The following is a 24,741-nucleotide window of genomic DNA, read 5'->3' as shown; positions in this document are numbered from 1 at the left end:
GCCTGTCCTCCCAAACCCGATAGCAGCCGCTGCGGCGGCGCCATTCTCTCGATTTTTCAACGCTCTTCCGACGAGGCCCGCCGGCGCAGTGGCCGTCAATCCCCTGCCGCCGCCGGTCTGGCGCTGTGTTTTTGCATGGCCTGGGTCAAGGTCCGGAATGCGGACCTTCTTCTCGCCGCCATGACAATGCTTGACGAGTGCCGCTCAATCCGGAAGTTGTCAACGATAAAGGACGAGATTGTAAGTCCATAATATGGATCAGTATGGGAGCGCCTCCGCAGGTTCGACGGCGGACGCCAACGGGACGCAGAGCATCGCGCGCGCCGCGGCGCTGCTGCGGCTTGTCGCCGGCTCCGGCGCGAGCGGCGGATCACTGTCTTCGATCGTCACCGCCTCCGGACTCGCGAAACCGACCTGCCGGCGCATTCTGATAGCGTTGATGACGGCGGGGCTCGTCGAACAGGATCCGGACACGCGCCGCTATTTTCTCGGGCCTGAGGCGCATGTGCTCGGCGTTCTCGCCGGCGAGCGCTTCGGCCTGCACCGGCTGGCGCTGGAAAGCGTCGCCCATCTCGCGCAGGAGACCGGCGACGCCGCATTCGTCCAGGCGCGGCGCGACTGGACGGTCGTCTGTCTTCATCGCGAGGATGGTCCCTATCCCATTCGTTCGCATGTGCTCGCGGCCGGCGATCGCCATCCGCTTGGCGCCGGCGCGGGCGGCATCGCGCTGCTCGCAGCGCTCAGGGACGACGAGATCAAGCAGGCGCTCAACATCAATGCAGAGCTGCTCGCCGCGAAATATCCGATGCTCACGCGTCCGCTGATCTACGACCTCATCAGCGAAGCGCGGCAAAAGGGCTATGGCTTCAATCGGGGCCTCTTGTTTCCGGGGTCTTGGGGAATCGGCATGGTCGTGCGCGACGCGCAGGGCCGGCCCGACAGCTGTCTTTCCATCGCCGCGATCGAGAGCCGCATGCAACCCGATCGCGAGGATTTCATCGTCAGCCTGTTGCGAACCGAGGTGAAGCGTCTCGAGGCGCGCCTCAGGGAATTCGCGGGCAGGACGGAGACACGAACGCCGACAGCGACGACGGCGCCACGCGCGCCGCGTCGCGCGTCAGCAAGGAGATGACGCCATGACGAGACGCGCCGCCATTGTCGGCTGGGCCCATACGCCGTTCGGCAAACTGGAAGAACCCGATGTGGAAAGCCTCATCGGCCGCGTGGCGGCGGCGGCGATCGATCATGCCGGCGTAGCGCCTGCGGACATCGATGCGATCACGGTTGGCGTCTACAATAACGGCTTTGCGAAACAGGGCTTTGAAGCGGCGCTTGCAGCGCTGAACATGCCTGAGCTCGCCTATACGCCGGCGACTCATCTTGAAAACGCCTGCGCCACCGGCTCCGCCGCCCTTTATGCGGCGCTCGATTCCATTGAAAGCGGCCGCAACCGGATCGCCCTTGTGATCGGCGCTGAGAAGATGACGGCGACATCGAACGCAGAGCTTGGCGATATCCTGCTCAGCGGCTGCTATCGCAAGGAGGAGGCGGGCGATTCAGGTTTCGCCGGGATTTTCGGCCGCATCGCCGATATCTACTTTCAGCGCCACGGCGACCGCAGCGAGGAGCTGGCGATGATCGCCGCCAAGAACCATGCGCATGGCGTGCGAAATCCGCTCGCGCATATGCGGAAGGATATCGGATTCGATTTCTGCAATCGCATTTCGGACAAGAATCCGCGTGTCGCCGGCCCCTTGCGGCGAACGGATTGCTCGCTCGTGTCTGATGGCGCCGCCGCGCTTGTGGTTGCTGATGAAGAGACAGCGAGAGCTCTGAACCGCGCCATCGGCTTCCGCGCGCGCCGCCAGGTGAACGACATCCTGCCCCTGTCGCGACGCGATCCCATCGCGTTCGAAGGCGCGCGCCGCGCCTGGGCCAAGGCGAAGGAAGAAGCGCGCGTGACGATCGATGATCTCGATCTCGTCGAAACCCATGACTGCTTCACCATTGCGGAAATGATCGAGTATGAAGCGATGGGTCTGGCCGAACCCGGGCAGGGTTGGCGCGTCGCGCGCGAGGGCGCGTCGTCACGCGGCGGGCGTCTGCCGATCAACCTGTCCGGCGGACTGAAATCCCGCGGGCATCCGCTTGGCGCGACCGGCGTGTCGCAGCATGTCATGGCGGCGATGCAGCTTGGCGGCGACGCGGGCGAAATGCAGCTCGAAGGCGCAGCTCTCGCCGGCGTCTTCAATATGGGCGGCGCGGCGGTCGCAAACTATGTCTCGATCCTGGAGCGCGTGAAGTGACAGCGCCTGCTCCCTCCGGCGGCGTGGCGCCGATGACGCGCCGCGTGATGAATCTCGCCCACATCGTGACGCGCAACGCGCAGCGTCATTCAGACGCGCCGGGCTTCATCTGGCGCGACCGCATCTGGAATTGGCGCGAAATCGACCGCATCGTCTCGGCGCTGGCGGCGGGTCTCGCGGCGCGCGGCGTCGGCAAAGGTGATCGCATCCTCGTCCATTCCAAGAATTGCGACGAGATGTACTGGTCGATGTATGCGGCCTTCCGCCTCGGCGCGGTCTGGACGCCGACAAATTTCCGCCTGATGCCGGATGAAGTAGCGTATCTCGCGAAAGCGTCTGGGGCAAAGGCCTTTCTGTGCCATGGCGATTTTCCGCAGCATGCGGAGGCTGCGCGCGCGGCGAGCGAAACTCTGGAATTCATCTGGCGCATCGGCGACGGCGATCTTGGCGAAATCTCGGTTAGCGACGTCATCGCCCGCCACTCGGGCGTGGAAGTCGCGAATTGCGCGGTCGAGCATGACGATCCCTGCTGGTTTTTCTTCACCTCGGGAACAACGGGGCGCTCGAAAGCCGCGGTGCTCAGCCACGGCCAGATGGCGTTCGTCATCACCAACCATCTCTGCGATCTCACGCCCGGCGTTACGGAAAAGGATGCTTCGCTCGTTGTCGCGCCGTTGTCGCACGGCGCCGGCGTGCATCAGCTTGTGCAGGCCGCGCGCGGCTGCGCGTCGATCCTCCTGCCGACTGAACGCTTCGATATCGATGAGGCGTTTCGCCTGATCGCCAAGCATCGCGTCGCGACGATCTTCACCGTGCCGACCATTCTCAAGATGATGGTCGAGGATCCGGCTGTCGATCGTCACGATCGCTCCTCGCTCCGGTTCGTGATCTATGCCGGCGCGCCGATGTATCGCGAGGATCAGAAGACGGCGCTGAGAAAGTTGGGCAAGGTGCTGGTGCAGTATTTCGGGCTCGGCGAGGTCACCGGCAACATCACCGTGCTGCCGCCGATGCTGCATGATCCCGAGGACGGGCCGCATGTGAAGATCGGGACCTGCGGCTTCGAACGCACGGGGATGCAGGTCTCGATCCAGGGCGACGATGGACGCGAACTCAAACCTTTCGAAACCGGCGAAATCTGCGTGATCGGGCCGGCGGTCTTCGCCGGCTATTACGATAATCCGGAAGCCAATGCGAAAGCGTTCCGCGACGGATGGTTCCGCACCGGCGATCTCGGCCATATGGATGAAGAAGGCTTCATCTACATTACCGGCCGCGCCTCCGACATGTATATCTCCGGCGGCTCGAATATCTATCCCCGCGAGATCGAGGAGAAGATCCTCACCCATCCCGCCATTGGCGAGGCGGCGGTGCTTGGCGTGCCGGACCCGATGTGGGGCGAGGTTGGCGTCGCCGTCTGCGTCGCGCGCGCCGGCGCTGCGCCGCCCGGCGAAGCCGAGATAATCGCGTTTCTGAGCGAGAAGGTGCCGCGCTACAAGATGCCGAAGCGCTTCTTCTTCTGGGATGCGCTTCCGAAATCCGGCTATGGCAAGGTGCCGAAGCGCATGGTGCGCGATGAGCTTGAGGCGCGCGGCTTGCTGAGCGCGACGCCCAAGAAGGCAGGCTCGTGAGACGCGTCGCCCAACCCGGACCTGAGGTCACTGAGCGCATCCAATGGGTCGAAGCGCGCGGCCGCGCCTTCTCCTTTACGATGGAGAAAGGCCTAACGCTGCTCGAAGCGACGCGGCGCGGCTTCGAGCGCGCTGGGTTTGCAAGCGGCGTATTGTCATTCGACGCTGGCGCGCTGGGGCCGTTCGCCTATGTCATGCCGGCGCTGTCGAAAACGAGAGAGAACGCCGCTTTCTACAGCGACATTTTCCGGCCTGCAGGCGTGACGCGCCTGACGACGGGCGCGATGACGTTCGGCGAGCGTGATGGCGCGCCGTTTTTCCATTGCCATGCCCTATGGATCGAGAGTGACGGCCGCGCGAATGGCGGCCACATCCTGCCGGATGAGACGGTGATCGCAGAGCCTTTCACGGTCAGGGCTTTCGGGATCGATGGCGCAGCCTTCGTCGCCGAGCCCGACCTTGAAACGAATTTCAAGTTATTTGGCCCCATCGCGCGCGACCGATCGGGGGCGGATGCGCCGCGTCAGGCGTTCGCGCTGCGCTTGCGGCCGAACCAGGACATGGCGCAGGCGCTGGAGGATTTCTGCCGGGCTCGCGGCCTTTCTCGCGCGCGGCTGCATGGCGGCGTCGGCAGCATCATCGGCGCGCGTTATCAGGACGGACGGATATCAGAGCCGTTCGCCACCGAAATGGCGGTGCGCAGCGGCGTGATCGAGACGGAGGGAGACGACCTCCGTGCGAGCCTTGATGTTGTGCTGGTCGATTACACCGGATCGATGTCCGAGGGCCGGCTCGCGCGCGGCGACAATCCAATCCTGATGACGCTCGAAATCGTCATCGAGATCATATGAATCAATAAGCGCTTTGTTGCGGATTCTGCGATAGCCGCCGAAATCGGCTCGCCCACGACTTCTACTGCTATTTCGCCAGCCCACAGTCGCGGTCAGACGTTTAAAATATCCAACCGCAGCCAGCAATACGGCTTTCCGCGCTCAGGTTTGCAATCGTCGTTCACTGCTGTCCGCGGTGAAGCGAGATGCGTTTGATCGCCAGACGCTGCGGTTGCGTTTTTCTCAGAGCCCCGCGCCTCCCAGATCCGCTCGCCAGAGCATTCCATTCCGGCGGACGCTGCGAATGAGACTGGCAAGCCCAGGCCTCTGTTCCGCCGGCCGCTCACGGTGCGCAGAAATCTATGCGCAATCACGCATGGCCTCCGAAATTCGCAATAACCATCCCGATCAAATCAGAACGACCGCAGGGAAGCGCGTGAGAAAAGCGTGAGGCGAGATAACACTCAAATCAGATCAGAATTCGACGCTACGTGAATTGATTGCTCAACATCAGAGAGCGGTCGCCCGAAGAATGCAATGCCATGAACAGATTGGAATTACCTGTCGTCGTCAACCAGCATCGCTGCTCCGAGACGAGCGCGGCGTCGCGCAAACTCTTGGCCGTTGTGGGGGCTGGCGGGGTCGGCCACAACCGGGCGAAGATGCGGCAAACGCTCAACCAAGCTCTTGGCGTGATGAGGTCGCGATCTTCCACCCTCCTCTCTTGCCGGCGAAAGGGCTGCAATCGCGAGCGCACGAGTAAACTGAGGCGCCGCAGCGCTGGTGCCGACAAGCCTCAGCCTCGATCCGCTCCTGGTTCCCGCAGCGGATATTCCAGGCAGGGCAGTCGAGTCGCTCGACGGAGCAGAGTAGCTGACGCTCGGCCTGGACTCGTCTTCGCCGTCGACAGCGCCCGACGAGCTGTATGGCGCCGGAAGCTGCGTTGCTCGCGAATACCCTCCGACGGTGATCACGCATTCATGAGTCGCGATTCCGTTGATGGAGCCAAATCGCCGGACAAAAGCTCCAGGCGCATCTTCATCTGAGGGAGCTCCGGCGCCATCAAACGGACGATCCGAAGGATCGTCGAAATAACTCTGCCTGGCGCCGCGCGCATAGCCCAGGGGATCTGCATCCCGCTGAATTCGACAAGAGATGCGCTTCCCACGTGAAAGAGCGCCATTCGGCTCCACTTCAATCCGCCACAAGCCGCACGGAGCCGCCGGAACCCCAACCGCGACCACCTCCGTAGGCGCAGCGATGACCAGCATGCGCCACAGCCCCGGCCGATATTCATCGACGCTGAGTTGGCCAATCGCAACATCGTCGGACAGGATGTCCCAGATCTGCAATGGCAGACCTTGTCTCGCTGACCCCATAATTTGTTCGGCCAGGACAAATGGACCGGTTGGCCCGATTATACGCGGACGCTCCGGCTTCTTCCCGGCCCCTTCCGGGAGCCAGATTTCCAGATAATTAGACGTTCGGTCATTTGGCGGAATCCGCCAGGGAATCGTGAAGCGATTATTCCTCAAATTCTGACTGGTGATTTCGCCATAGAGAGAGCTCTGGAAATTATTGCCTGAGGGCATGACAAGCGAGGTGACGGCCCGCTTCGAACGCATGTCAATCAGTTGCTTGATCGCCCTCTCCAGAGGCTCCGAGCCGTTGTGAGGCCCTCCCGTGTAGCCATAGCTGAAATTGATCGCGAGAGGCGGGTTTTCGATCCCGTATTGCTTCGCGATGCGATCAGCTCTGTCGAAGATATAGTGAAATGCGCTCAGCAGCGCCGCGTCCTTGCCGAAGCCCGTCGTTTCAGCCGTGATCGGCGCCGGCAATTGAACCGCGATGATCCGCACGAGGTCGAGATCATCGCCAGCTTCGTCTTTTCGAGAAGCAGGTCCATTTACGCTCTGTTCGTGTCGATAGCCTGCCGCAATATCGAGCACATGGGAGCCGTGAGCGCCGAAACGGCTGGCCGCGCCGCCGTATTTAGCCTTGGCGCCGCCGACGACGCGATAGAGCTCGTCCTCATCGCAGCTATATTCGCTTGCGAGACGATCGATGGCGACGCGGGTCAACTCACGCCCGAAGAGAACGGTTCGCTCCTGCTTGCGAGGCGCGATCGAACCGGACTGAAGCCAGCAGCACTCGACTCGCGTCGAGCCGTTCCTGTCCCGGAGATTCGCATGCGCGAAAGCAAATCCGTCGTCGATCACGGCCACGATCGACATGCGCTTCTCCCGGCGGATATAGGCAGGAATCTCACCGAACTCCGGCTCTCGTCCCTCCTGTAAGAAAGCTTTGTCGATCGACTCCACGGGAAATGGCGCGTTGATGCGATATCCGAACACGCCCCGAGCAGTCTTTTGCCCTTTCTTCACTCGCGCGACTCCGGTCGCCGCGAAAGAGCCCAACGCAGCCGTCATTCTACGAAGCGGATCGTCGCCGCTCAGGAACTTCGTCAACGTCGTCAACATGAACGGAGCAAAGAAAGAATCGGCTTCGCCTGCGTAAACATCTTCCCAAAGCGTAGGCGTAATCGCGGTAAGCTCGCGCCCGATTTTGACAGCCTGACAGGATTTCAGGAGCGCGTGACCACGCGCCAGTTCACCCATCGCCGAAAGCGCCGCGTCGCCTTCACCGTCAAAATCATGCAACGCGAACTGCTTCCCAACTTCGCCATGGACCCAATTCTCATAGGGTCCGATAAGCTCCTTGATCGCAGGCGCTGGAGGATTCCTGGTCATCTCTTGCCCTCGGGCCATGGCTGCTCCCTGTCGGGAGCTTAAGTAAGGGCGAATTCCTGCACGGCGGCTCGCCAGAGCCACGACAATATTGGGCTTGGCTCCATCTTGAACTCGGTCGGACTCCGCTCGAGCCCGTTCCGAGCCGCCTGTTCGGGGGTCCGGAACTGCGTGACGCTAAAATCGCTCTGCGGCTGCGCGATGTAGGTTCTGGAAACGACGCCGCCAGCGCGTGCGCCGCATTTTTGGAGAACGATCTGACCAACCGCTTCGCCAAGACTCGCGCCGGCCCAGGAATCAACCGGAAAATGGACGCCGGCGACGGTGCGGTTCACCGCGATCCGCTCCGCGAGCTTCATGCAAAGATGGTTCAATCGGTCGGGGCGGGGATAGTGGGCCTTGACGGTCTTGTCCTGAAGAAGGCCGCACAAGACCGTTGCGACGGCAAACGCCTCGGTGGCGTGCGCGCTCGGGAATGAGCCGTGGCCGGGGGTTGAAATCATCGGCATCACGCTCGCGCCCAGCCGATCCGGACGGCGGCAGGCGAGATGGTGCTTCGCAATCATCGCAACATGCGCCGCCACGACCTGCGCGATCGACATGAGCTCAAACGTCTTCGCATTGCTCGCAGAATTGAGACCGAGAATCGAGGCGAAGTAATCGAATGGTAGACTCATCTCGGACAGGATTTCAGCGGCGCGATCGCTGCGCTGATCCATATAGTCTCGCATGAACGCAAGCTGGGCGTGAAACAGCTTGATTGACGGGCGATGCAGTTCGAAGAATGCAGACCCGCCGTAGCTGAAGTTGATTTTTTCCTTGCCTTTTGTCGGCGTGAACACCCAATCGAGACCCTTTAGGAAGTCCGTCAAATAAAGCGAGGCGCGAACCCAGGGCTCCCAAAGCTGGAGATTCTTGTCCGCGCCGAGCGGGAGAAGATTGTAGACGCCCGCCGGCTTTTCGACCGGATCATCAGGACCTGCGGAGTGAATGATGGCCTGATTGTTGGTGAGCAGCCCCTGGACGATTGTCGGATCAGGCGCCCCGCCGCCGCCGACGAACCGCCCCAGACCCGTCGCGTTCAATCCGGAAAAACTGCCGAAGCTTCCAAAACTTCCAAAACTCCCGAAGCTTCCGAAACTGCCAAAGCTACCCATAGTCGACATTCTGATCGCCCCTCATGGAATTCCGGATGCCCGCAGTGCACTCGCGACTCGTTTGCCGGTTTCATACGCGGTTGCAGGATGCTGCTTTAAATAGGATTCGACAGTGAAATCGGGTTGGCGCCTGATCAGTTGCTCGCCAGCGACCCTTGCCTCGGCGTCTCGCCCTAAATGGTGAAGAGCCGTGATCTTGATGCGAATCGTCGACAGGTGCCGGTCGTTGGTAAGCAATGAGCGATCCGCAAATTCGAGCGCCTTGTCATAACTTTCATTTGACAGATGCGCCCCGGCGCTCAGCGCATCGTAGAAATAGCCGAATGGATCAATGGGGGAGAGTCGGCGCGCTGTTTGAATGGCGGCGACCGCTTCGACGCCTTCATCACGAAACGCTTGAAGAGTGCCCTTGAGAAGCCAGGATAGCGCCTCATTCGGATTGTAGCCGAGGGCGGCGGCGTAGCGCTTGTCCGCTATATCAAGCCTTCGAAGCAGATTGTTCTGCGCGAAGCCGTCAATCGTCAGGCTGAACGCATTGTCGGGACTCAAGTCGAGCGCACGCGCGGTGCAATCGAGCGCACGTTGCGTGTCAGCGCGCGCATCTGTGCTCCATCCGTTGAAAACGCTCAGCACATGCCACTTTCCAAGCCAGGCATGAATTTCCGACGTGCTTGGCGCGCGTCGGAGCGCCTCTTCGATCAGCTCTCGCGCTCGCGCGAAATCATGGAGCGTCGACCGGTGCATGAGGCTGACGCCCGCGATCAGCAATCGATGATCGTCGATGCTCGCCGGGACCATCCCCGCAGTGTATTGAAGCGCCTCATCGGCGATCGCGCCACCTGCAGCCCTGACGATCGCTGCGCAACCTTCATCGCATTGATCGAGAAAATTGCGAGCGTCCTGCTCGAATTGTCGGGTCCATAGAATGCGCGCCGTGCGGACGTCGACGAAATCCGCATCGACAATGATCCGCTCGCCAGAACGCCGCAGAGTGCCCGAGACGAAATAGTTGGCCTGGAGCTGCGTCCTGATCACCCCGACATCGACGGCCTGGCGAGCGAGTTGTCGGCACGACAAATGCGAGATGACCGCGAGAAGTCGCGACCGGCTGAGCGACCGACAGATCTCCTCCGCGAGCCAATCACCAAGGACGCCATCGAGCGCATCGCCGCCAACGGCGCGGAAAGGCAAGACGGCGATTGAGGGAAGGATCGAGGTCGCGGGCGGCTGGGAAATGAGACTGAAGAGACCATCAAGTTGGTCCGGCTTTGCCCGAATGCCCGCAACCCATTGATTAAAGATAGGTTCTCTGACCTCCAGCCCCTCGAGGAACTGCCCGCCCCCGGGTCGTCCGGCAAAATGGACGCGGCCCAGATCGAGCGTCAGTTCAGAGTTGTTGCCGGATATCAGCTCGCCAAAATCGCCGCCCATTGCGGCCTTGATATCGGCAAGGGCGCGGCGAAGGCTTTGCCGGCCGGTGTCGTAGCAGGCGGCGCCCCAGAGCGTTTCCTGCAGGAAAGAGCGCGTCCGTCGACCGAACGGAGCCGTGGCGAGCAGGACGAACAGCGCCTTGTGCTTCGTCCCGTTGATGACGAATCCGCCCGCTCGCGTAGACCTCACAGTGCACGCGCCGAACAGATTGATCTCAAGAAGCTTGCCTTCCATGGCAACTTATACTCCCGGCCAAACCTAGTACGCCACGGGCGTCAACTCCAACCCGGTTCACACTTTACTCACGCGCTTTCGAAAGGTGGTCGAGATTAACCTTGGCGCCATGAACGAAGCTTCTCAACCTTCCAAACGCGTTCGACGCAGCCGCGCCGCGCCGCCGCGCGATCTCCCTGATTTTCATCTCCGCTGGTCGGAGTTCAGACCGCTGGCTCTGGCCGTCGCCCGCTGCGAACAACTGAAAGACAGCGAGCGCGCCACGATCAACTGGCTCATCAAAATGGCCGACAGACTCGGGCCTCGCGATCTGAATTAGCCTTCCGGTCGGCACGACGCCGACCGGACAACTTTGGGATGCCGGACGCGCGTCCTTGGCCGTGGCCAAAGGCGCGCTCACGGACAATCGTTGGGAGGCAACGATGCTTGTCGATCTCCGCGCCGAGAGCGTTCCTCAGGAGAAGCTGGCTCGCGCCGCAACGGCGTCGCCGCCTGACGCGACCCGGCAGGCTCTCCTGGAACGCCGCTCAAAGCTCAGGGAAGCCGGAATCGAAATCGACGAGGCCAAGATTCCGCCAGGCAGCATGGGCCTTGCGCTTTCCGGCGGAGGGATCCGGAGCGCAACGATTTCGTTAGGATTTGTCCAATCGCTGGCCCGTCACGACCGGCTCTATGGCTTCGACTACCTCTCCACGGTGTCAGGCGGCGGATATTTCGGATCTTTCCTCACCAGCCTGTTCCTTCCGCAAAGCGTCCGCGGGAGGTCGGAATCGTCAGCTTCCCCAGGCGAGGAGCGCGCGAAAGACACGCGCGAGTTTGCGGAAAGCGCGCTCAAGCTCGAACCTCGCGAGGAAACCTTAGACACCGCCGCCAACTCGACGTCGGCGGCGCCGGCTCGGCGATTGCGGAACCCGATCTGGTGGCTGCGAGAGCACGGACGCTATCTCGCCCCAAACGGAGCGACCGACTACGGATTCGCTGTCGCCTATATCGCCAGAAACTGGCTGGCGATGATCTACACATTCTTTATCGCCTCGGCGGCCGCGTGGTTCTTGTTGCTGGGCGCGGAATGGCTGGTTCTCAACCATGGCTTGCCAGGCGACGCGCTTCAGGACGCTTGGCCAAAAGAAACCCGTATGGGATTTGTCGAGCGGCTCCATTATTTCGCGACCATCCCGGCCAAGGCACAACAGGCCGCAGCCAGCGTCGCAGCGGCTGGTGCAACCGCGCCGAAGAGTTGGGCCTTTACGCTCAGCCCGCTCGTCGTCATGCCGCCTGCCCTGCTCGCGATCACAATCGCGACCTGGATTGCTTATTGGATCACGGTTTCGCTTCGCACAGGGAACCTCTGGAATTCAACCGGCCAGGCCGGCCCGATCGCTCGTTTCCTAGGCCCAACCGGTCAGTTTCTATTGCAGTCCTGCCTCATTCTTTTTTTCGCCGCTTGTTGCGGCGTCCTTATCAATCATTTGTCAGGAGAAAGTCTCCTTTCAATCACGGCGCCACTCAAATTCTGGAAACTGTCCTGGCCATTGTGGTCTGTAAGCCTCGGCGTCAATATATCGATACTCGGAGCGATTGTCGGCCTTGGCTTCTTGATCCGGATCGCGCCTCTTCTCAAGAGCGATGGATTCGTCAATGAGATGCGCCGCCGCCTCACAGCTCTGAGCGCAGGCCTCAACATTATTCTCGCGCTCGCTTGCGTAACTGCGCTCATCGACAGCCTTGCTCTGACTATTATCGAGCAGAGCCCGGCCTTTGTGTCTGAAAATCGGAACGGACTACCTATCGCCGCAGCGACATTCGTTCCGGCGCTTGCCTGGGTGATCGCAAAGATCCCGACATGGCTCGGAGACGGTAAGCTCGCCAGGTTTGTTGGCGCTCATGTTTGGACGATCGCGCTGATCGTCGGCGCGGCCGCGTTTTTCCTGGTGGCGTTGACCGCGGACCTTGCGATTCACGCGGTCTCCTGGAACCTCACGAGCGAGGGAGCCGGACTTTGGGTCGCTCATCTCGAGGATTTCGACCTCAAAAAGTCTTCGCTCCTTTCCTTCGGCGCAATCGCCCTTGGTCTGTTCATCCTCACTGGGCTCTATACGGGCTTTATCAACTTATCTTCGCTGCATTCTTTCTATGCGGGTCGACTGACGCGGGCCTACCTTGGCGCCTCAAATCGGGAACGTTTGGAAGAAGTCACTCTGTCTGGCGGCAGGCCCATCACGGAAAACCACCCAAAAGACTATATCGACGTCTCGACCTATCAACAGGCCCGCAGCGCCGCGCCTCTGCATCTGATCAATGTGACCCTCAATGAAACTCAAAATACGGCTCACTCCCAACTTGCGGATCGCGATCGGAAGGGCGTTCCCCTCGTCTTCGCGCCGGAAGGCGTCTACATCAATGCCGGTCGAGCGGCTCAGGGAGATGCCCGGGCAATCACCTGGGACAAGCTCAAAGAGGAAAGCGTCGAATCCTTGAGCGTCGGCCAGCTTTGCGCGATTTCCGGGGCCGCCGCCTCAGCCGGGATGGGCGCTCGCACCACGCTCGGCGGCGCGCTCGCATTCACCTTTGCAAATATCCGACTGGGATATTGGTGGGACGTTAGAGATCTTCTCCCGGAGGTCCGCAAGGCGGCAAGGTCATTGGGCTGGCGTCTTTACACCTGGATAACACGACCTTGGCGCACATATTATTATCTCTGGTGTGAAATGACCGCCCTCTATACACGCCGCAATCGCCGCGTGTATCTCTCGGACGGCGGACACTTCGAGAATAGCGGAGCCTACGAACTTCTGAGGCGGCGCGTTCCACTAATAGTCGTCATCGATAACGGCGCCGATCCCAGTTACGAATTCGAAGACATGGAGAATCTGATCCGGAAAGCACGGCTTGATCTCGGTCTTTCGATTGAGGTCGCGTCCGCGTACTCGGCTTACTCCGCATTCGGATTCAATTGCTCTTCCGTATTTATCAATGCCGGCGCCGCCGATTGGCGGAGAGCGGCGAGAAACCCGGACTGCAGCGCGTTCGCACTCCTCCTTGACGTCTTTGGCCCGAACGCTGACGCGCAGCCCTCAAAAAAGATAGGCAGAATCATCTGGTTGAAACCGCGCCTGTTCGACGGACTTCCAGCAGACGTCGAGAACTATGGCCATAGAAATCCCCCGTTTCCGCAGCAAACGACGGGAGACCAGTTCTTCGACGAGGCGCAATGGGAGAGCTATCGCGCGCTTGGCTTTGCCATGGGAACGCGTCTGCTCCGCGAAACGAACGCCGGAAGCGATGTATTTGCAGACGCCATCCTCAAATAGATTGAGCGTCTGCTTTGAAACACAAGTCGCATGCGGAAGTGTTATGGTTTTCGCCGACCTTGTTGTCGCGCTGATCTGAAGCCGCCGAACTGGATCGCTCTGGGCAGAACGTCCCGCGCCTGAATCTCGAGCAGGGAGGAGCGGACCCTATAAGGGCATCGAAGTTTTCAGACGCGCCACGGTCGGCCGCTCAAGCTCAACCACCAAAGCGAGCCTTTGCGTAAGCGTTGCAGGCTACGCAATTCGGTCAAGATACGGATCTTGCTTTCAATAGAGCCGCAGAAAACAACGTCAGGATTTCCCATTGGTCTGACGCTGACAGATTAAATCCAGTAAGGACCGGCAATCTTTTGCCTCAGCAACGTCCAATAGCGAATCGAACGCGGCGGCCACTCTTTCGCGATCAAGCACGGCGACGACGCACGCGTTGAACTTCGCCCGGAGCTGATCGTGCGTAAGCCGGCGATGGGGACCGCCGGGAACATACTCTGAAAATCGTTCGATCTGCGAACCGTCTCGCAATTTCAGCCTGACGCGGGACGACACCGAGATTCCACTCGGCCCTTTGGGCAGGTTTGAATCTGTTCGAACCTCGATGCGATTCATCATCTCCTGCACCGCTGCGCTTCTCACAATCTCGTCTTTAAATTCAGAAAGACGCAATCGTCCATAAATTGAAGCAGCGGCGAGACAAAAGGGCATGCTGAATTTCGCTTCGAGGGCGTTTCCAGGTCGGTCGCGCGTCAGGATGTTTGGGACTGCTGGGTCCACCCAGCAGGTGACGCGATCAATCTGCGACGGGGCTACTCCGCTTTCAGTCGTCATTCCCAAAAGAGCGTCTACCGCAGTATGCGCCGCCGTGCAGCAGGGAAACGCCTTGATGGTCAGGCCCGATCCGACAAGGTCAAATGGAGCGCCAAAATTCAGGAGAGCCTCGACTGAAACATCCTGCTCGCCGAACAGCCTGGTGTAACCATTGGGGCCGAGAAGACTGCCTGGCGTGGAAGTCAGGCCCGCAACAGCCAATTCGCTCGCGAGCATGCCCTGAGCAACAGCGCTTGCGACCTGAAGCGGCTTTGCGTCGCTGCCGAAATTGCTTCGCAAGCCCGATGCAAAAGAAGCCGCGATCCCGAGCGCATGACGCATCTCGCTCGCCCGCACCCCGATGACATGCCCGCTGGCTGCTGCCGCCGCGAATACGCCGAGCGTCGCGCTCGCGTGCCAGCCACGACGGTAATGCTCAGGATTGATCAGCCTCCCGAGTCTCGTCGCGGTTTCCACCCCGTGAATGTAGGCTCTCAGCAATCGCTTGCCGGTCGCTCCCGGCACGCTGTCTGCTGTCGTCAACGCGGCCGTCGCGGCAGTCACCGTGACATGCGCCATGGCCAGTTCGGTCTCGTCATCGTCAAAATCATGGAAGTGCCCGGCGAAAGCGTTCATCAAGGCGGCGTCACGACGCGGCAATCGGATCTGCGTTCCCCATACGCGGGCGCTGTTTCGGCCCGAATGCGTCGGTTCATATGTCCGCAGCAACGCGCGAAACGCCGGCTCCTCAACCGCGGCAAGCGCGACGCCAACTAGGTCCGTCAGATGCTCCGCGGCGGTGGCCTCCGCTTCCGGAGAGATTTCAAGGGCCGCGCCTGCCACGAGCGCAGCAAATGAGTCCTCGATTTCAGCGCAGGCGATTTCGCTCACGCGCGTATCTCCGGCATCGTCAAGGTCGCCGCCTCGGCGGAACGTGATGCGGCTGTCGCGCCACCACGGGGCGTCTCGTAGGCGCGGTTGAAAAAGCGCTCAAGAAACATCCCACCCATCGAGATTCCCCAGCAAATGATAAAGAACACGACAAGGATCGCGCTGTAGACGAGGAACGCGGGGCTCCCGCCCTGAGAAATCGTCGTCTGCTCGATCAGGATCTGACCAGCGCGCAGCAACTCCTGCATGCCGACCACCGCGCCCAGCGATGTCGCCTGCACCAGTGACGTGACCAATCCGACATAGGGAGGCAGAATGACCCGCATCGCCTGCGGAAGGATTACCAACACCATCGCCTTCCACGATCGCAAGCCGAGCGAGGCCGCCGCCTCGCGCTGATCCTTGCCGACGCTTGTGAGTCCGGCGCGAATGATATTCGCGCCGTTCGCGCCTCCCCAAAGAGACAGGCTTATCGCCGTCGACCAGAACGGGCTGAGCGAGAGTCCAAGAATAGGCAATACAAAGTATGTGAAGAGCACCGTCACGATGAGCGGAATGTCGCGCAGGACTTCAACCAGAGCGAAAGCCATGGTGCTCGCGATGACGCTCTTGCGCGAAATGACGAATGTGAAGACGGTGGCGACGACCGTCGCCAACAGGCTCACCACCAGACCGAGCAGAAGCGTCCAGACGAGGCCGACTGTGAGAACCTGGCTATATTGGATCAGAAGCACGGCTCAGCTCCTGACATAAGGCCGGTCAAGCCAATGCTGCACCCGGTATCCGAGAGCGGAGACGATCAGCACGCAACCGAGATAAATGACGCAGATTGTCGAAAACATCTCAAGCGTGCGAAATTCGTAAGCCACACGCTCGACGGCGACAAAGGTAAGCTCCACAAGTCCGATCGTCTGAAGATATGCCGAGTTCTTCAAGGTGGCGACGATCGTGTTGAGCGTGGAGGGCAAAGCGGCCCTGAGCGCAATTGGAAAAACGATGAATATCGAATAGTGCGATCGCTTGAGACCCAGTGACGCGGCCGCGTCTTTCACGCCAGGGCTCACAGTTGAAAGCCCGGCGCGGAAACTCTCGATATGAAATGAACTTGCCCAGAGGGTTAGCGCCGCGACGCCGGACCAGAACGTCGAGAGCACGATTCCGATGTTCGGGAATCCATAAAAGATGAAAAAGATCTGAACCAGAAAGGGCGTGCCGCGAACGAATTGCACGTAACCAATGACGACGGCCGAGAGCGTCCGTATCCGACTATTCCGAACGTAGGCGCCAAACAAGCCGAAAAGAAGGGAAAGAAAGATCGATGTCGCGCTCACCCGCAGGGTCATCTGCAGTCCGTCGAGAAGCTTGGGAAGCGTCTCGAAGATGTAGTTCCAATCAAAGGAGCCAAGCATGAACCAGCCGATTTCCTTTCCGGATGTCCCTGGTCGTCTCGTGGCTGAAAGGGCCGGCGGCGCGCAGACGGCGCCGCCGGCGTCTCAGAACGCTAGATGCGCGGCGCTGAAGGGGGCTCAGTCTGGAAGGACTTGACGACTTCGCGAAGCACAATCGGATTATTGACGAAGTCAGGAATGATCCTGGCGTAATAGCCTTCCTTCTTCATCTGGAGCAAAGCTGCATCGAGGAATGTCTGCAGATCCTTCTCGCCCTTGCGCAAGCCAATAGCATTGAAGCCAAGGTCCAACCCTTCTTCAATGACGCGAAGGTCGGGATAGTTTGAGCTCAGCGACCATACCAGCCCGCCGTCGCCAACAAATCCATCGACCCGCGCCTGCCGAAGCGCCTGGATGCAATCTGACGTCGTGTTGAGCTGCGTAAGCTTGACGCCCGGGATGTTCTCGGTAAGCCATTTCGCCTGTGATGCGCCTTTCACGAGACAGATATTCTTGTCCTTGAGATCGGCCAGCTTGGTTGCAGAACTGTCTTTTGGAACCATCGCGTTGCTGGTGCCCCACATATAGTATTCGGTGAAGTCGATCACTTTTGCACGCTCCGGGAACTTTCCAAGCGTCGCAAGGATGATGTCGATTTTTCCGCCATTGAGCGATGGAATTCGCGCCTCCGAGGTGACGCATTGCAAATCCACCTTGTCCGGCGAGCCGAATGCGAATTCGGCCATGCGGCGCGCCATCGTCACCTCTATTCCGATCGGCTTGCCGCTTGTGTCGAGTGAGCCGAAGGGTGGAGAGTCGCATTTGACGCCGACGCGGAGGACTCCCTTCGAGAGAATTTCCTTGGGCACAGGTGGAAGGCCTTGCGCGTGCGCCGAGCAAGTGATTGTCAGGCCAACGAAGGCCGAAAGCATCAATCGTGTGAGTGCAGGCTTTTCGTTCACCATCGCTTTTCTCCTCTCCGTGAAAACGTTGGCCATCAACAGACGATACTTGCCGTCCGCTCGAAAATGATTGTGTGCGGCTAGCCGACCGCCTCTTTGCTGCGTGCATCATCGGGCCGATTTGGCGACCTCGTTTGCGCAAATCGGCCGGGCCTGAAATTCTTCAGCAAAGGGCTGAGTTCACCGACGATGATTTCACGCGCGAGCAGTTCGCCGGAAATGAGCCCCACAGTGGCTCCGCTATGGGTAAATGCGACGAAATAACCGGGAATGCCGTCGAGCGCTCCCAGAACGGGCTCACCATCCTTTGGAACCGGTTTGAACCCAATCCCGTAACCGGCAAGTTCAATTTTCGGATTGCCTGCGAGCACCTTTGAAGCTTCCGCGACAAGTCTTTCCAGCGTGGAAGGCTCGATCCGAAATCCGCCGTCCTTTGCGCGCGATGTCTGCTGCTCCGACCAAGCCGAATCGAACACGATGGCGCCGTCCGGCGTCGGCCGCATGGCGACATTCGGCGTATTCAGGACCGCTTTGAGCTGATGATCAAAAGGCTTCGAGCGCGCAAGAAGCGCGATTGGCGTCGCATCGGGGATGACGTGACCCACCTGCGCGGCAAACTTCGGAATCGCCGCGCCGGTCGCAACCAACACGGCGTCGCAGTCGACGCGATCATTGTGCGCTGTGACAACACCTTTGACTCTTCCGCCATTGACATCGACAGAAACATCGCCTGCGTCGAGCGCAATCTGGCCGCCACGAGATCTAAACTCATCGAGAAGGATCGAGATCAGAGATGGCAGATCAACCCAGCCTTCACCGGGGTTGAAAATCGCGCCCTGTGGCGTCACCACGCGCGCATCCAAGCCCGGAGTGACGGCGTCGATCTGGTCGGCAGATATGTGCAGAGCGTCGTAACCCACGCGCGTTTCGTGAGCGAAAGCGTCGGCGATCTTGTTTGAAGCGTCATCCGCGTCCCAGGTGAGGCCGCCATCAAATCTCAACCACTTTGCATCGGGATGCCGCGCGGCCAGCGTGCGATATCGGTCGATGCCAATCATGCGCAGCCGATGATATTCGCTGGAACGGAAGCGGGCCGAATTCAGCCAGGCGAGCGAACGCCCGGAAGCTTCGTTCGCGACTCCATGCTCGGTGAGAAGCGTGACACGCGCTCCCAGACGGGCAAGGTGAACAGCGGAGGAGACGCCAATGATTCCGCCGCCAATCACTGCAACACGTAACGATGCGGACGTCATGCTCACCTCGGCTTCCTTTCAGCTTTTCCGCACGCGACCGACGTCAAGGACGCTCCCACCACTCCGACCTTGCGGATCGGAACAGGGCGTCAATCACACGCATGTTCGCGACGGCATCTTCGAGCCCCCATTCCAGAGCGCGTTCTCCGAGCACCGCTTGCGAAAATGCGTCGCCTTGCAAAGTGTATTGATCGCAGGCGGCCAGTTCGATCGTTTCACGGCCGCCGCCAACAAGATCGCGACCATCGTCAAGAACCATCGTGGCGGATACGGCGCGAGGCGCATTGAACGGGATCTGGATTTCGATCCGAGCCCTGGATCCCAGAACCTGCACACGCTGGCAGGGAACCAGTTGGGTAGCGCAGGTGAACGTCAGATGCCGCCCTTCAGGGAATTCCACGAGGCCGCTCGTGAGCCTGTCGGTCGCCATCAGAGGATCGCGATCAAACAAGCCAATAGCGCGTGTGGGCTCCTCGCCGAAGAGAAAGCGGGCGGCGTTCACCGCGTAGCACCCGATGTCATAGAGACCGCCGCCGCCGATGTCGGCCCTGTTGCGGATGTTTTCGGGGTCGGTGAGGAAATACGAGAAGATCGTCTGAATACTGCGGACGTCGCCGAGACGGCCCTCCAAAATCAATTCGCGCGCTTGGCGCCACTGCGGATGAAAGCGCACCATGAACGCTTCAGCGACAATGCGGCCAGTCCGACGCTGAGCGGCAAGAATACCGCGAGCTTCCTCCGCATTGAGCGCGATCGGTTTTTCGCAAAGCACATGCTTGCCGGCTTCGAGAGCCTGAATGGTCAAAGCTGCATGCAAGTGGTTCGGAAGCGGGTTGTAGATCGCTTCGATATCGGGGGAAGCGAGCAAGGCTTCATACGAGCCGAACGCCTGAGGGATTCCTAGTTTGTTGGCGACGTCCCTGGCGCGCTCTTCTTCCCGTGACGCAATGCCGACGATTTCACAATAGGCGCCAGCCTGCATCGCCGGAATGACTTGATTGACCCCGATCTGCGCCGTGCTCAGAACGCCCCATCTGACCTTTCGCGGCACCGGTTAGGCCCTCTCACAGAATGGCCCGAAGCCTGAGAGCGTTGGAGATTGGTTTCGAGAGCTGGAGAGCCAGCATGTGAAGCGACGGATCGACGCGCGGCGCCCTACCGACTCCCCCTCGCTTCTGGCGAGCTTGCGGACGCGCTCCATCTGCCAGCTTCCCCTAACGGTCGATTTAGGTCATATGAACACGTGATACCGGTGTCAATAAGAAATGATACCGGTGTCAAGCTTATTCAGCCGAGCGGTTTGACGAGCCGACATGTTGCGACATAGGTCGGTCAGGAGCGAGAGATCTGTGCAGAAGCGGTTGGTGACCCTGCAGGACGTGGCGCACGCGGCTGGCGTCTCGAAAGCCACGGCGGCCAGAGTCATGGGCGGCTATGGAATCTCGAGCCCCGCCGCGCGCGAAAAGGTTCTCTCGATCGCCCAAGAGCTCGGATATCAGCCCAACGAGCTTGCGCGCAGCATGACCACCGGCAGATCTCGCACCATTGGCGTCGTTGTCAGCGATATCGAGAATTCCTTTTTTGCGCATGCCGTGCGTGGCGTCAGCGAAGCGGCGCGTGACGCAGGCTTTAACGTCATTCTCGCCAACTCCGGGGAGGATGTTGAGAAGGAACGCGACGCGGTTCGGGTGCTTGTCGGCAAGCGTGTCGACGGCCTGATCGTGGCGCCCGCCTCCACGACGGCGACGCAGCACCTCGAAGAGGTTCACAAATCCGGGCGGCCGTTAGTCTTGATGGACCGCGCAATACCGGACCTGAAAGTCGACGCTGTCACTGCGGACGACCGCGCCGCCGCCGCCGCCGCGACGCGCATGCTTATTGAGGCAGGGCATACACAAATCGCTTTTGTCAGCGCAAAAAACTCTGACGACCCGATCTATCGCGGGATGCACCAGCTCATCGTTGCAAGCGTCAGGGATCGAATCGACGGGTTTCTGCAAACGTCGCGCGACGCCGGCATTCAAGAAGCCGATCGATTCATTCGTTTTGCGTCGGCGCGACAGGGCGCGACAGGGCCCGTTGTCGCCGAGCTTTTGTCGTCGCCAGAACGACCAACGGCGATCCTGGCTTCGGACAATGTCGTCGCCCTGGAGGTTTTCAAGACCATCCGGAGCTTGGCGTTGAGAATCCCGAACGATGTGTCGCTTGTCGCCTTCCATGATGCGGATTGGACCGAAGTCACAGACCCGCCGATCACCGTCATTCGGCAACCTGTCTTCGAACTTGGCGCGGAAAGCGCCAAAGCCCTCGTCGAGCGAATTGACGGCGTGGCCCACACTCCAAAGCGGCTGGTGCTGAAGACGAAGCTCATTGAGCGCAAATCTGTCGCGCCGCCGCCGAAATCGACGAGGGTGTTATAAGGCGCTCTCCGGCGATGTAAGCGAGCTCGTCTCAGAAGCGCTATCTCAAATTTCCAAGCAAACTATTCTGGTTATCCGCAGGTCAGATCAGCTCCGCAAGCCGGGCGCCTCGCGGCCCGTGCGCTCCACATATTCCGTATAGCCGCCGCCATAAGTGTGGACGCCGTCAGGCGTCAGCTCCAGCACGCGATTGGACAGCGCCGCCAGGAAACGGCGATCATGCGAGACAAACAGCATGGCGCCCTCATATTGCGACAACGCGGTGATGAGCATCTCCTTTGTCGCGATATCGAGATGGTTCGTAGGCTCGTCGAGCACGAGGAAGTTCGGCGGATCGTAGAGCATCTTCGCCATGACGAGCCGCGCCTTTTCTCCCCCTGACAGCACGCGGCATTTTTTCTCGACATCGTCGCCAGAAAACCCGAAGCAACCGGCAAGCGCGCGCAAGGAGCCCTGCCCTGCTTGCGGAAACGAGTCTTCCAGCGACTGGAATACGGTGCGCTCGCCTTCAAGCAACTCCATGGCGTGCTGCGCGAAGTAGCCCATTTTCACGCTGCCGCCTGTCGTGACCGTTCCATCGTTAGGTTGCGCGGCGCCCGCCACCAATTTCAACAGCGTCGACTTGCCCGCGCCATTGATGCCCATGACGCACCAGCGCTCCTTACGACGCACCTGAAAATCCAGGCCGTCATAAATGCTCCGGCCGCCATAACGCTTGTGCACATTCTTCAACGTGACCACATCCTCACCAGAGCGGGGCGCCGGCTGGAACTCGAACAGAATCGTCTGGCGGCGCTTCGGCGGCTCCACGCGATCAATCTTCTCCAGCTTCTTTACGCGGCTCTGCACCTGCGCGGCGTGCGAAGCGCGCGCCTTGAAGCGCTCAATGAAATTGATCTCCTTGGCGAGCATCGCCTGCTGGCGCTCGAACTGCGCCTGTTGCTGTTTCTCGGCGATCGCGCGCTGCTGCTCGTAGAACTCGTAGTCGCCCGAATAGCTGGTCAGCGCGCCGCCATCGATCTCGACAATCTTGGTGACGATGCGATTCATGAAGGCGCGGTCATGCGAGGTCATCAGCAGAGCGCCGTCATAGGCTTTGAGAAACTCTTCAAGCCAGATCAGGCTTTCGAGGTCGAGATGGTTGCTCGGCTCGTCCAGCAACATGGCGTCCGGGCGCATGAGCAGGATTCTCGCCAACGCGACCCGCATCTTCCAGCCGCCGGACAAGGCGCCGACGTCGCCATCCATCATCTCCTGGCTGAAGCCGAGGCCAGCGAGCACCTCGCGCGCCCGGCCGTCCAGCGCATAGCCGTCCAGCTCCTCAAACCGTCCCTGCACCTCGCCGTAACGCAAGACGATGTCGTCCATATCGTCGGCCCGGTCGGGATCCGCCATTGCGGCTTCCAGTTCTTTCAGCTCCGCCGCCACGGCGCTGACGGGGCCGGCGCCGTCCATCACTTCGGACACCGCGCTGCGGCCGGCCATATCGCCAACATCCTGGCTGAAATAACCAATGGTCATGCCCCGATCGACAGCCACTTGGCCCTCGTCAGGCTCTTCCTGTCCCGTGATCATACGGAATAAAGTCGTCTTGCCCGCTCCATTAGGGCCGACGAGACCGACCTTCTCGCCCCTCTGGAGCGCTGCGGAAGCCTCGATAAACACGATCTGGTCGCCATTCTGCTTGCCGATATTTTCGAGGCGAATCATGCTGCACGGAACCTGCGACGGGGCTTCCCGGGCCATTAGGCCATGATCCACGCCCGCGGAAGGGCGCGCTCTTCAATCGTGCGGCTTCATGAAAGTCCAGAGGACAAAGCCGCCGCTCGAAGCTCCGCTCCCGCAAATCTCGTTGGCGAGGCGATACAGGTCGTTGCGGACTCAGCCGTAAACGGAGGCGGACTTTGAAGAGGCGTTCGCTTCATTGGAACGCCGCCGCGGGCGCCTGCGATACAACGGGCATGCTCCGATCATTGCGATCACAAGCCTTCGAAGCCGATCGCTTTTTCCAGGGCGGCCGCCACATCGAGCAAAAACCTGTCCTCGTGCCAACGCCCCACAAGCTGAAGCCCTATAGGCAGGTTGTTCTCTGATAATCCACACGGCATCGACAGCGCGGGATGGCCGGTGAGATTGAATGGATAAGTGTAGGGATACCAGGCTGCGCGGATCATGCCTCCGTCGCGGCCGGCGATTTCGATGCGGCCCATCGGATCGAAGCCGAGCCGCAGCGGCGGCGCGGACAATGTCGGCGAGGCGATGACGTCGAAGCGGGACAGCACGTCCTGCACTTTTGTAAAGCAGGCGGTGCGAGCGAACTGCGCCTCGCAGAAATCGGCGGCGCTATAGCCGCGCCCAGCGTCGATGGTAGCGATCAAGGTCGGATCAAGCTTCTCCGGAGATCGCTCCGCATGCGCGCCGAGGCGCGCCAGCAGCAGTGAGCGCAGGAACACGAGGAAGGTCTCTTCCAGCGAAACGAAGTCGAGCTCGATCGGCTCGACGACCATGCCAAGCTCTTCAGCCTTCTTCATCGATGCGACGACGGAAGCCTCAACCTCGGGATCAAGGATGTTGCCACAGCGCAGGAGCAGCCCGATGCGCGGACGCTCGCTCTTATCCAGCCGGCGCGCCGGAAACGCTGGCGCCTGCCCATAAGGATCGCGCCTGTCAGGACCGACGAGCGCATCGAATTGCAATTGCGTGTCGGCGACGTCGCGCGCAAGAGGCCCAACATAAGAGTTGGCGCCGAACAGATCGGGCGGCTGCAGATTGGGAATGGCGCCCAGCGTAGCCTTGAGACCGACCACGCCGCAGCAGGAGGCGGGGATACGGATCGATCCGCCGCCGTCGGTGCCGAGCGCGATCGGGCCGATGCGCGCGGCGACGGCGACCGCGGCTCCGCCGCTTGACGCGCCACAGGTATAGTCCTTGTTCCATGGATTCAGCGTGAGGCCAAAGAACGGTCCTTGCGTGAGCTGCTTGTGACCAAACTCGGGAGTCGTGGTTTTTCCGATCAGGATCGCGCCGGCTTTGCGCATGCGCGCGACAGCGACCGCGTCCGCCGCTGGAACATGATCGGCGAAGAGCGCTGACCCTTGCGTCGTCACCACGCCTTCGGTGTTCGTGAGATCCTTCACCGAGAACGGCGCGCCATGGAGAAGCGGCAGCGGTTCACCGCTCATCACCGCGTCTTCGGCGGTCTTCGCCTCCTTCCGCGCGCGATCCGCGCACACGGCCATGAAGGCATTGAGGTCGCGGCGCTCCTCAACTCTCGCAAGCGCGGCGTCGACGGCTTCCACCGGCGATATCAGCTTCGCCTTGATATTTGCGGCGAGCTCTGTCGCAGATAAATCAGCAATCGCGTTCATCCGGCTCT

At 60.5% G+C, this 24,741-nt stretch carries 17 protein-coding genes; 6 read left to right on the top strand and 11 right to left on the bottom strand.

Annotation, left to right across the window (positions count from 1 at the left end):
* Positions 1–253: 253 nt before the first annotated feature.
* The 4 genes from L8F45_RS28405 to L8F45_RS28390 are packed head-to-tail and all read left to right on the top strand — an operon-like array spanning position 254 to position 4,788.
* Complete coding sequence (locus tag L8F45_RS28405; RefSeq protein ID WP_342363755.1) at positions 254–1,132, top strand: IclR family transcriptional regulator; 879 nt, start codon at positions 254–256, stop codon at positions 1,130–1,132.
* A 4-nt stretch (positions 1,133–1,136) separates the two neighbouring features.
* Complete coding sequence (locus L8F45_RS28400; RefSeq protein WP_342363754.1) at positions 1,137–2,306, top strand: acetyl-CoA acetyltransferase; 1,170 nt, start codon at positions 1,137–1,139, stop codon at positions 2,304–2,306.
* Positions 2,303–3,937, top strand: coding sequence for an acyl-CoA synthetase (locus tag L8F45_RS28395; RefSeq protein WP_342363753.1), 1,635 nt, complete (start codon positions 2,303–2,305; stop codon positions 3,935–3,937). Before L8F45_RS28400 ends, L8F45_RS28395 begins: the two co-directional genes overlap by 4 nt.
* Positions 3,934–4,788, top strand: coding sequence for a PCC domain-containing protein (locus tag L8F45_RS28390; RefSeq protein ID WP_342363752.1), 855 nt, complete (start codon positions 3,934–3,936; stop codon positions 4,786–4,788). The genes L8F45_RS28395 and L8F45_RS28390 overlap by 4 nt, the downstream gene beginning before the upstream one ends.
* A 536-nt stretch (positions 4,789–5,324) precedes the next feature.
* Here L8F45_RS28390 and L8F45_RS28385 read toward each other — a convergent pair.
* The 3 genes from L8F45_RS28385 to L8F45_RS28375 form a co-directional block, all read right to left on the bottom strand.
* The gene (locus tag L8F45_RS28385) at positions 5,325–7,427 is read right to left on the bottom strand and encodes a S8/S53 family peptidase (protein WP_342363751.1); all 2,103 of its coding nucleotides are present in this window, start codon (positions 7,425–7,427) and stop codon (positions 5,325–5,327) included.
* 128 nt (positions 7,428–7,555) lie between these two features.
* Positions 7,556–8,680 (bottom strand): phosphatase PAP2 family protein, encoded by a 1,125-nt coding sequence (locus L8F45_RS28380; RefSeq protein WP_342363750.1) that lies wholly within the window; start codon positions 8,678–8,680, stop codon positions 7,556–7,558.
* A 12-nt stretch (positions 8,681–8,692) separates the two neighbouring features.
* Positions 8,693–10,336: a hypothetical protein gene (locus tag L8F45_RS28375; protein WP_342363749.1), complete on the bottom strand. Its 1,644-nt coding sequence runs from the start codon at positions 10,334–10,336 to the stop codon at positions 8,693–8,695.
* Between the two features lie 422 nt (positions 10,337–10,758).
* Here L8F45_RS28375 and L8F45_RS28370 point away from each other — a divergent pair, with 422 nt between their 5' ends.
* Complete coding sequence (locus L8F45_RS28370) at positions 10,759–13,647, top strand: patatin-like phospholipase domain-containing protein (RefSeq protein ID WP_342363748.1); 2,889 nt, start codon at positions 10,759–10,761, stop codon at positions 13,645–13,647.
* A 291-nt stretch (positions 13,648–13,938) separates the two neighbouring features.
* Here L8F45_RS28370 and L8F45_RS28365 read toward each other — a convergent pair whose 3' ends face one another.
* The 6 genes from L8F45_RS28365 to L8F45_RS28340 form a co-directional block, all read right to left on the bottom strand.
* Positions 13,939–15,342 carry an MmgE/PrpD family protein gene (locus L8F45_RS28365; protein ID WP_342363747.1) on the bottom strand — a complete coding sequence of 468 codons (1,404 nt, stop codon included), beginning with the start codon at positions 15,340–15,342 and terminating at the stop codon, positions 13,939–13,941.
* Positions 15,339–16,076 (bottom strand): amino acid ABC transporter permease, encoded by a 738-nt coding sequence (locus L8F45_RS28360; protein ID WP_342363746.1) that lies wholly within the window; start codon positions 16,074–16,076, stop codon positions 15,339–15,341. The genes L8F45_RS28365 and L8F45_RS28360 overlap by 4 nt, the downstream gene beginning before the upstream one ends.
* A 3-nt stretch (positions 16,077–16,079) precedes the next feature.
* Entirely contained in the window at positions 16,080–16,751 is a 672-nt protein-coding gene (locus tag L8F45_RS28355; protein WP_342363745.1) for an amino acid ABC transporter permease, read from the bottom strand.
* 92 nt (positions 16,752–16,843) lie between these two features.
* Positions 16,844–17,695: a transporter substrate-binding domain-containing protein gene (locus L8F45_RS28350; protein WP_342363744.1), complete on the bottom strand. Its 852-nt coding sequence runs from the start codon at positions 17,693–17,695 to the stop codon at positions 16,844–16,846.
* Positions 17,696–17,772: 77 nt separating this feature from the next.
* Positions 17,773–18,945, bottom strand: coding sequence for an NAD(P)/FAD-dependent oxidoreductase (locus L8F45_RS28345; RefSeq protein ID WP_342363743.1), 1,173 nt, complete (start codon positions 18,943–18,945; stop codon positions 17,773–17,775).
* Between the two features lie 43 nt (positions 18,946–18,988).
* A complete protein-coding gene (locus tag L8F45_RS28340; protein ID WP_342363742.1) occupies positions 18,989–19,996 on the bottom strand; it encodes a Gfo/Idh/MocA family protein in 1,008 nt (335 codons plus the stop codon).
* Between the two features lie 313 nt (positions 19,997–20,309).
* Between L8F45_RS28340 and L8F45_RS28335 the strand changes: the two genes are divergently transcribed.
* Positions 20,310–21,365, top strand: coding sequence for a LacI family DNA-binding transcriptional regulator (locus L8F45_RS28335; protein ID WP_342363741.1), 1,056 nt, complete (start codon positions 20,310–20,312; stop codon positions 21,363–21,365).
* An 87-nt stretch (positions 21,366–21,452) separates the two neighbouring features.
* Here the strand turns inward: L8F45_RS28335 and L8F45_RS28330 are convergent, their stop codons facing one another.
* Both L8F45_RS28330 and L8F45_RS28325 read right to left on the bottom strand, forming a co-directional pair.
* Positions 21,453–23,075, bottom strand: coding sequence for an ABC-F family ATP-binding cassette domain-containing protein (locus tag L8F45_RS28330; RefSeq protein ID WP_342363740.1), 1,623 nt, complete (start codon positions 23,073–23,075; stop codon positions 21,453–21,455).
* A 269-nt stretch (positions 23,076–23,344) separates the two neighbouring features.
* Positions 23,345–24,733, bottom strand: coding sequence for an amidase (locus L8F45_RS28325; RefSeq protein ID WP_342363739.1), 1,389 nt, complete (start codon positions 24,731–24,733; stop codon positions 23,345–23,347).
* Positions 24,734–24,741: the final 8 nt, after the last annotated feature.

The sequence above is a fragment of the Terrirubrum flagellatum genome, assembly GCF_022059845.1.
Classification (GTDB): Bacteria; Pseudomonadota; Alphaproteobacteria; order Rhizobiales; family Beijerinckiaceae; genus Terrirubrum; species Terrirubrum flagellatum.
The sequence above is the reverse complement of the archived record's forward strand: the minus strand, read 5'-3'. Positions and strand labels throughout refer to the sequence as shown.

What these genes read in the sequence shown, in the direction of transcription:
- L8F45_RS28325 (WP_342363739.1), bottom strand. Translation starts at nt 24,733, where the DNA reads ATGAACGCGATTGCTGATTTATCTGCGACAGAGCTCGCCGCAAATATC.
- L8F45_RS28345 (WP_342363743.1), bottom strand. Translation starts at nt 18,945, where the DNA reads ATGACGTCCGCATCGTTACGTGTTGCAGTGATTGGCGGCGGAATCATT.
- L8F45_RS28380 (WP_342363750.1), bottom strand. Translation starts at nt 8,680, where the DNA reads ATGTCGACTATGGGTAGCTTTGGCAGTTTCGGAAGCTTCGGGAGTTTT.
- L8F45_RS28375 (WP_342363749.1), bottom strand. Translation starts at nt 10,336, where the DNA reads ATGGAAGGCAAGCTTCTTGAGATCAATCTGTTCGGCGCGTGCACTGTG.
- L8F45_RS28355 (WP_342363745.1), bottom strand. Translation starts at nt 16,751, where the DNA reads ATGCTTGGCTCCTTTGATTGGAACTACATCTTCGAGACGCTTCCCAAG.
- L8F45_RS28370 (WP_342363748.1), top strand. Translation starts at nt 10,759, where the DNA reads ATGCTTGTCGATCTCCGCGCCGAGAGCGTTCCTCAGGAGAAGCTGGCT.
- L8F45_RS28405 (WP_342363755.1), top strand. Translation starts at nt 254, where the DNA reads ATGGATCAGTATGGGAGCGCCTCCGCAGGTTCGACGGCGGACGCCAAC.
- L8F45_RS28400 (WP_342363754.1), top strand. Translation starts at nt 1,137, where the DNA reads ATGACGAGACGCGCCGCCATTGTCGGCTGGGCCCATACGCCGTTCGGC.
- L8F45_RS28350 (WP_342363744.1), bottom strand. Translation starts at nt 17,695, where the DNA reads ATGGTGAACGAAAAGCCTGCACTCACACGATTGATGCTTTCGGCCTTC.
- L8F45_RS28330 (WP_342363740.1), bottom strand. Translation starts at nt 23,075, where the DNA reads ATGATTCGCCTCGAAAATATCGGCAAGCAGAATGGCGACCAGATCGTG.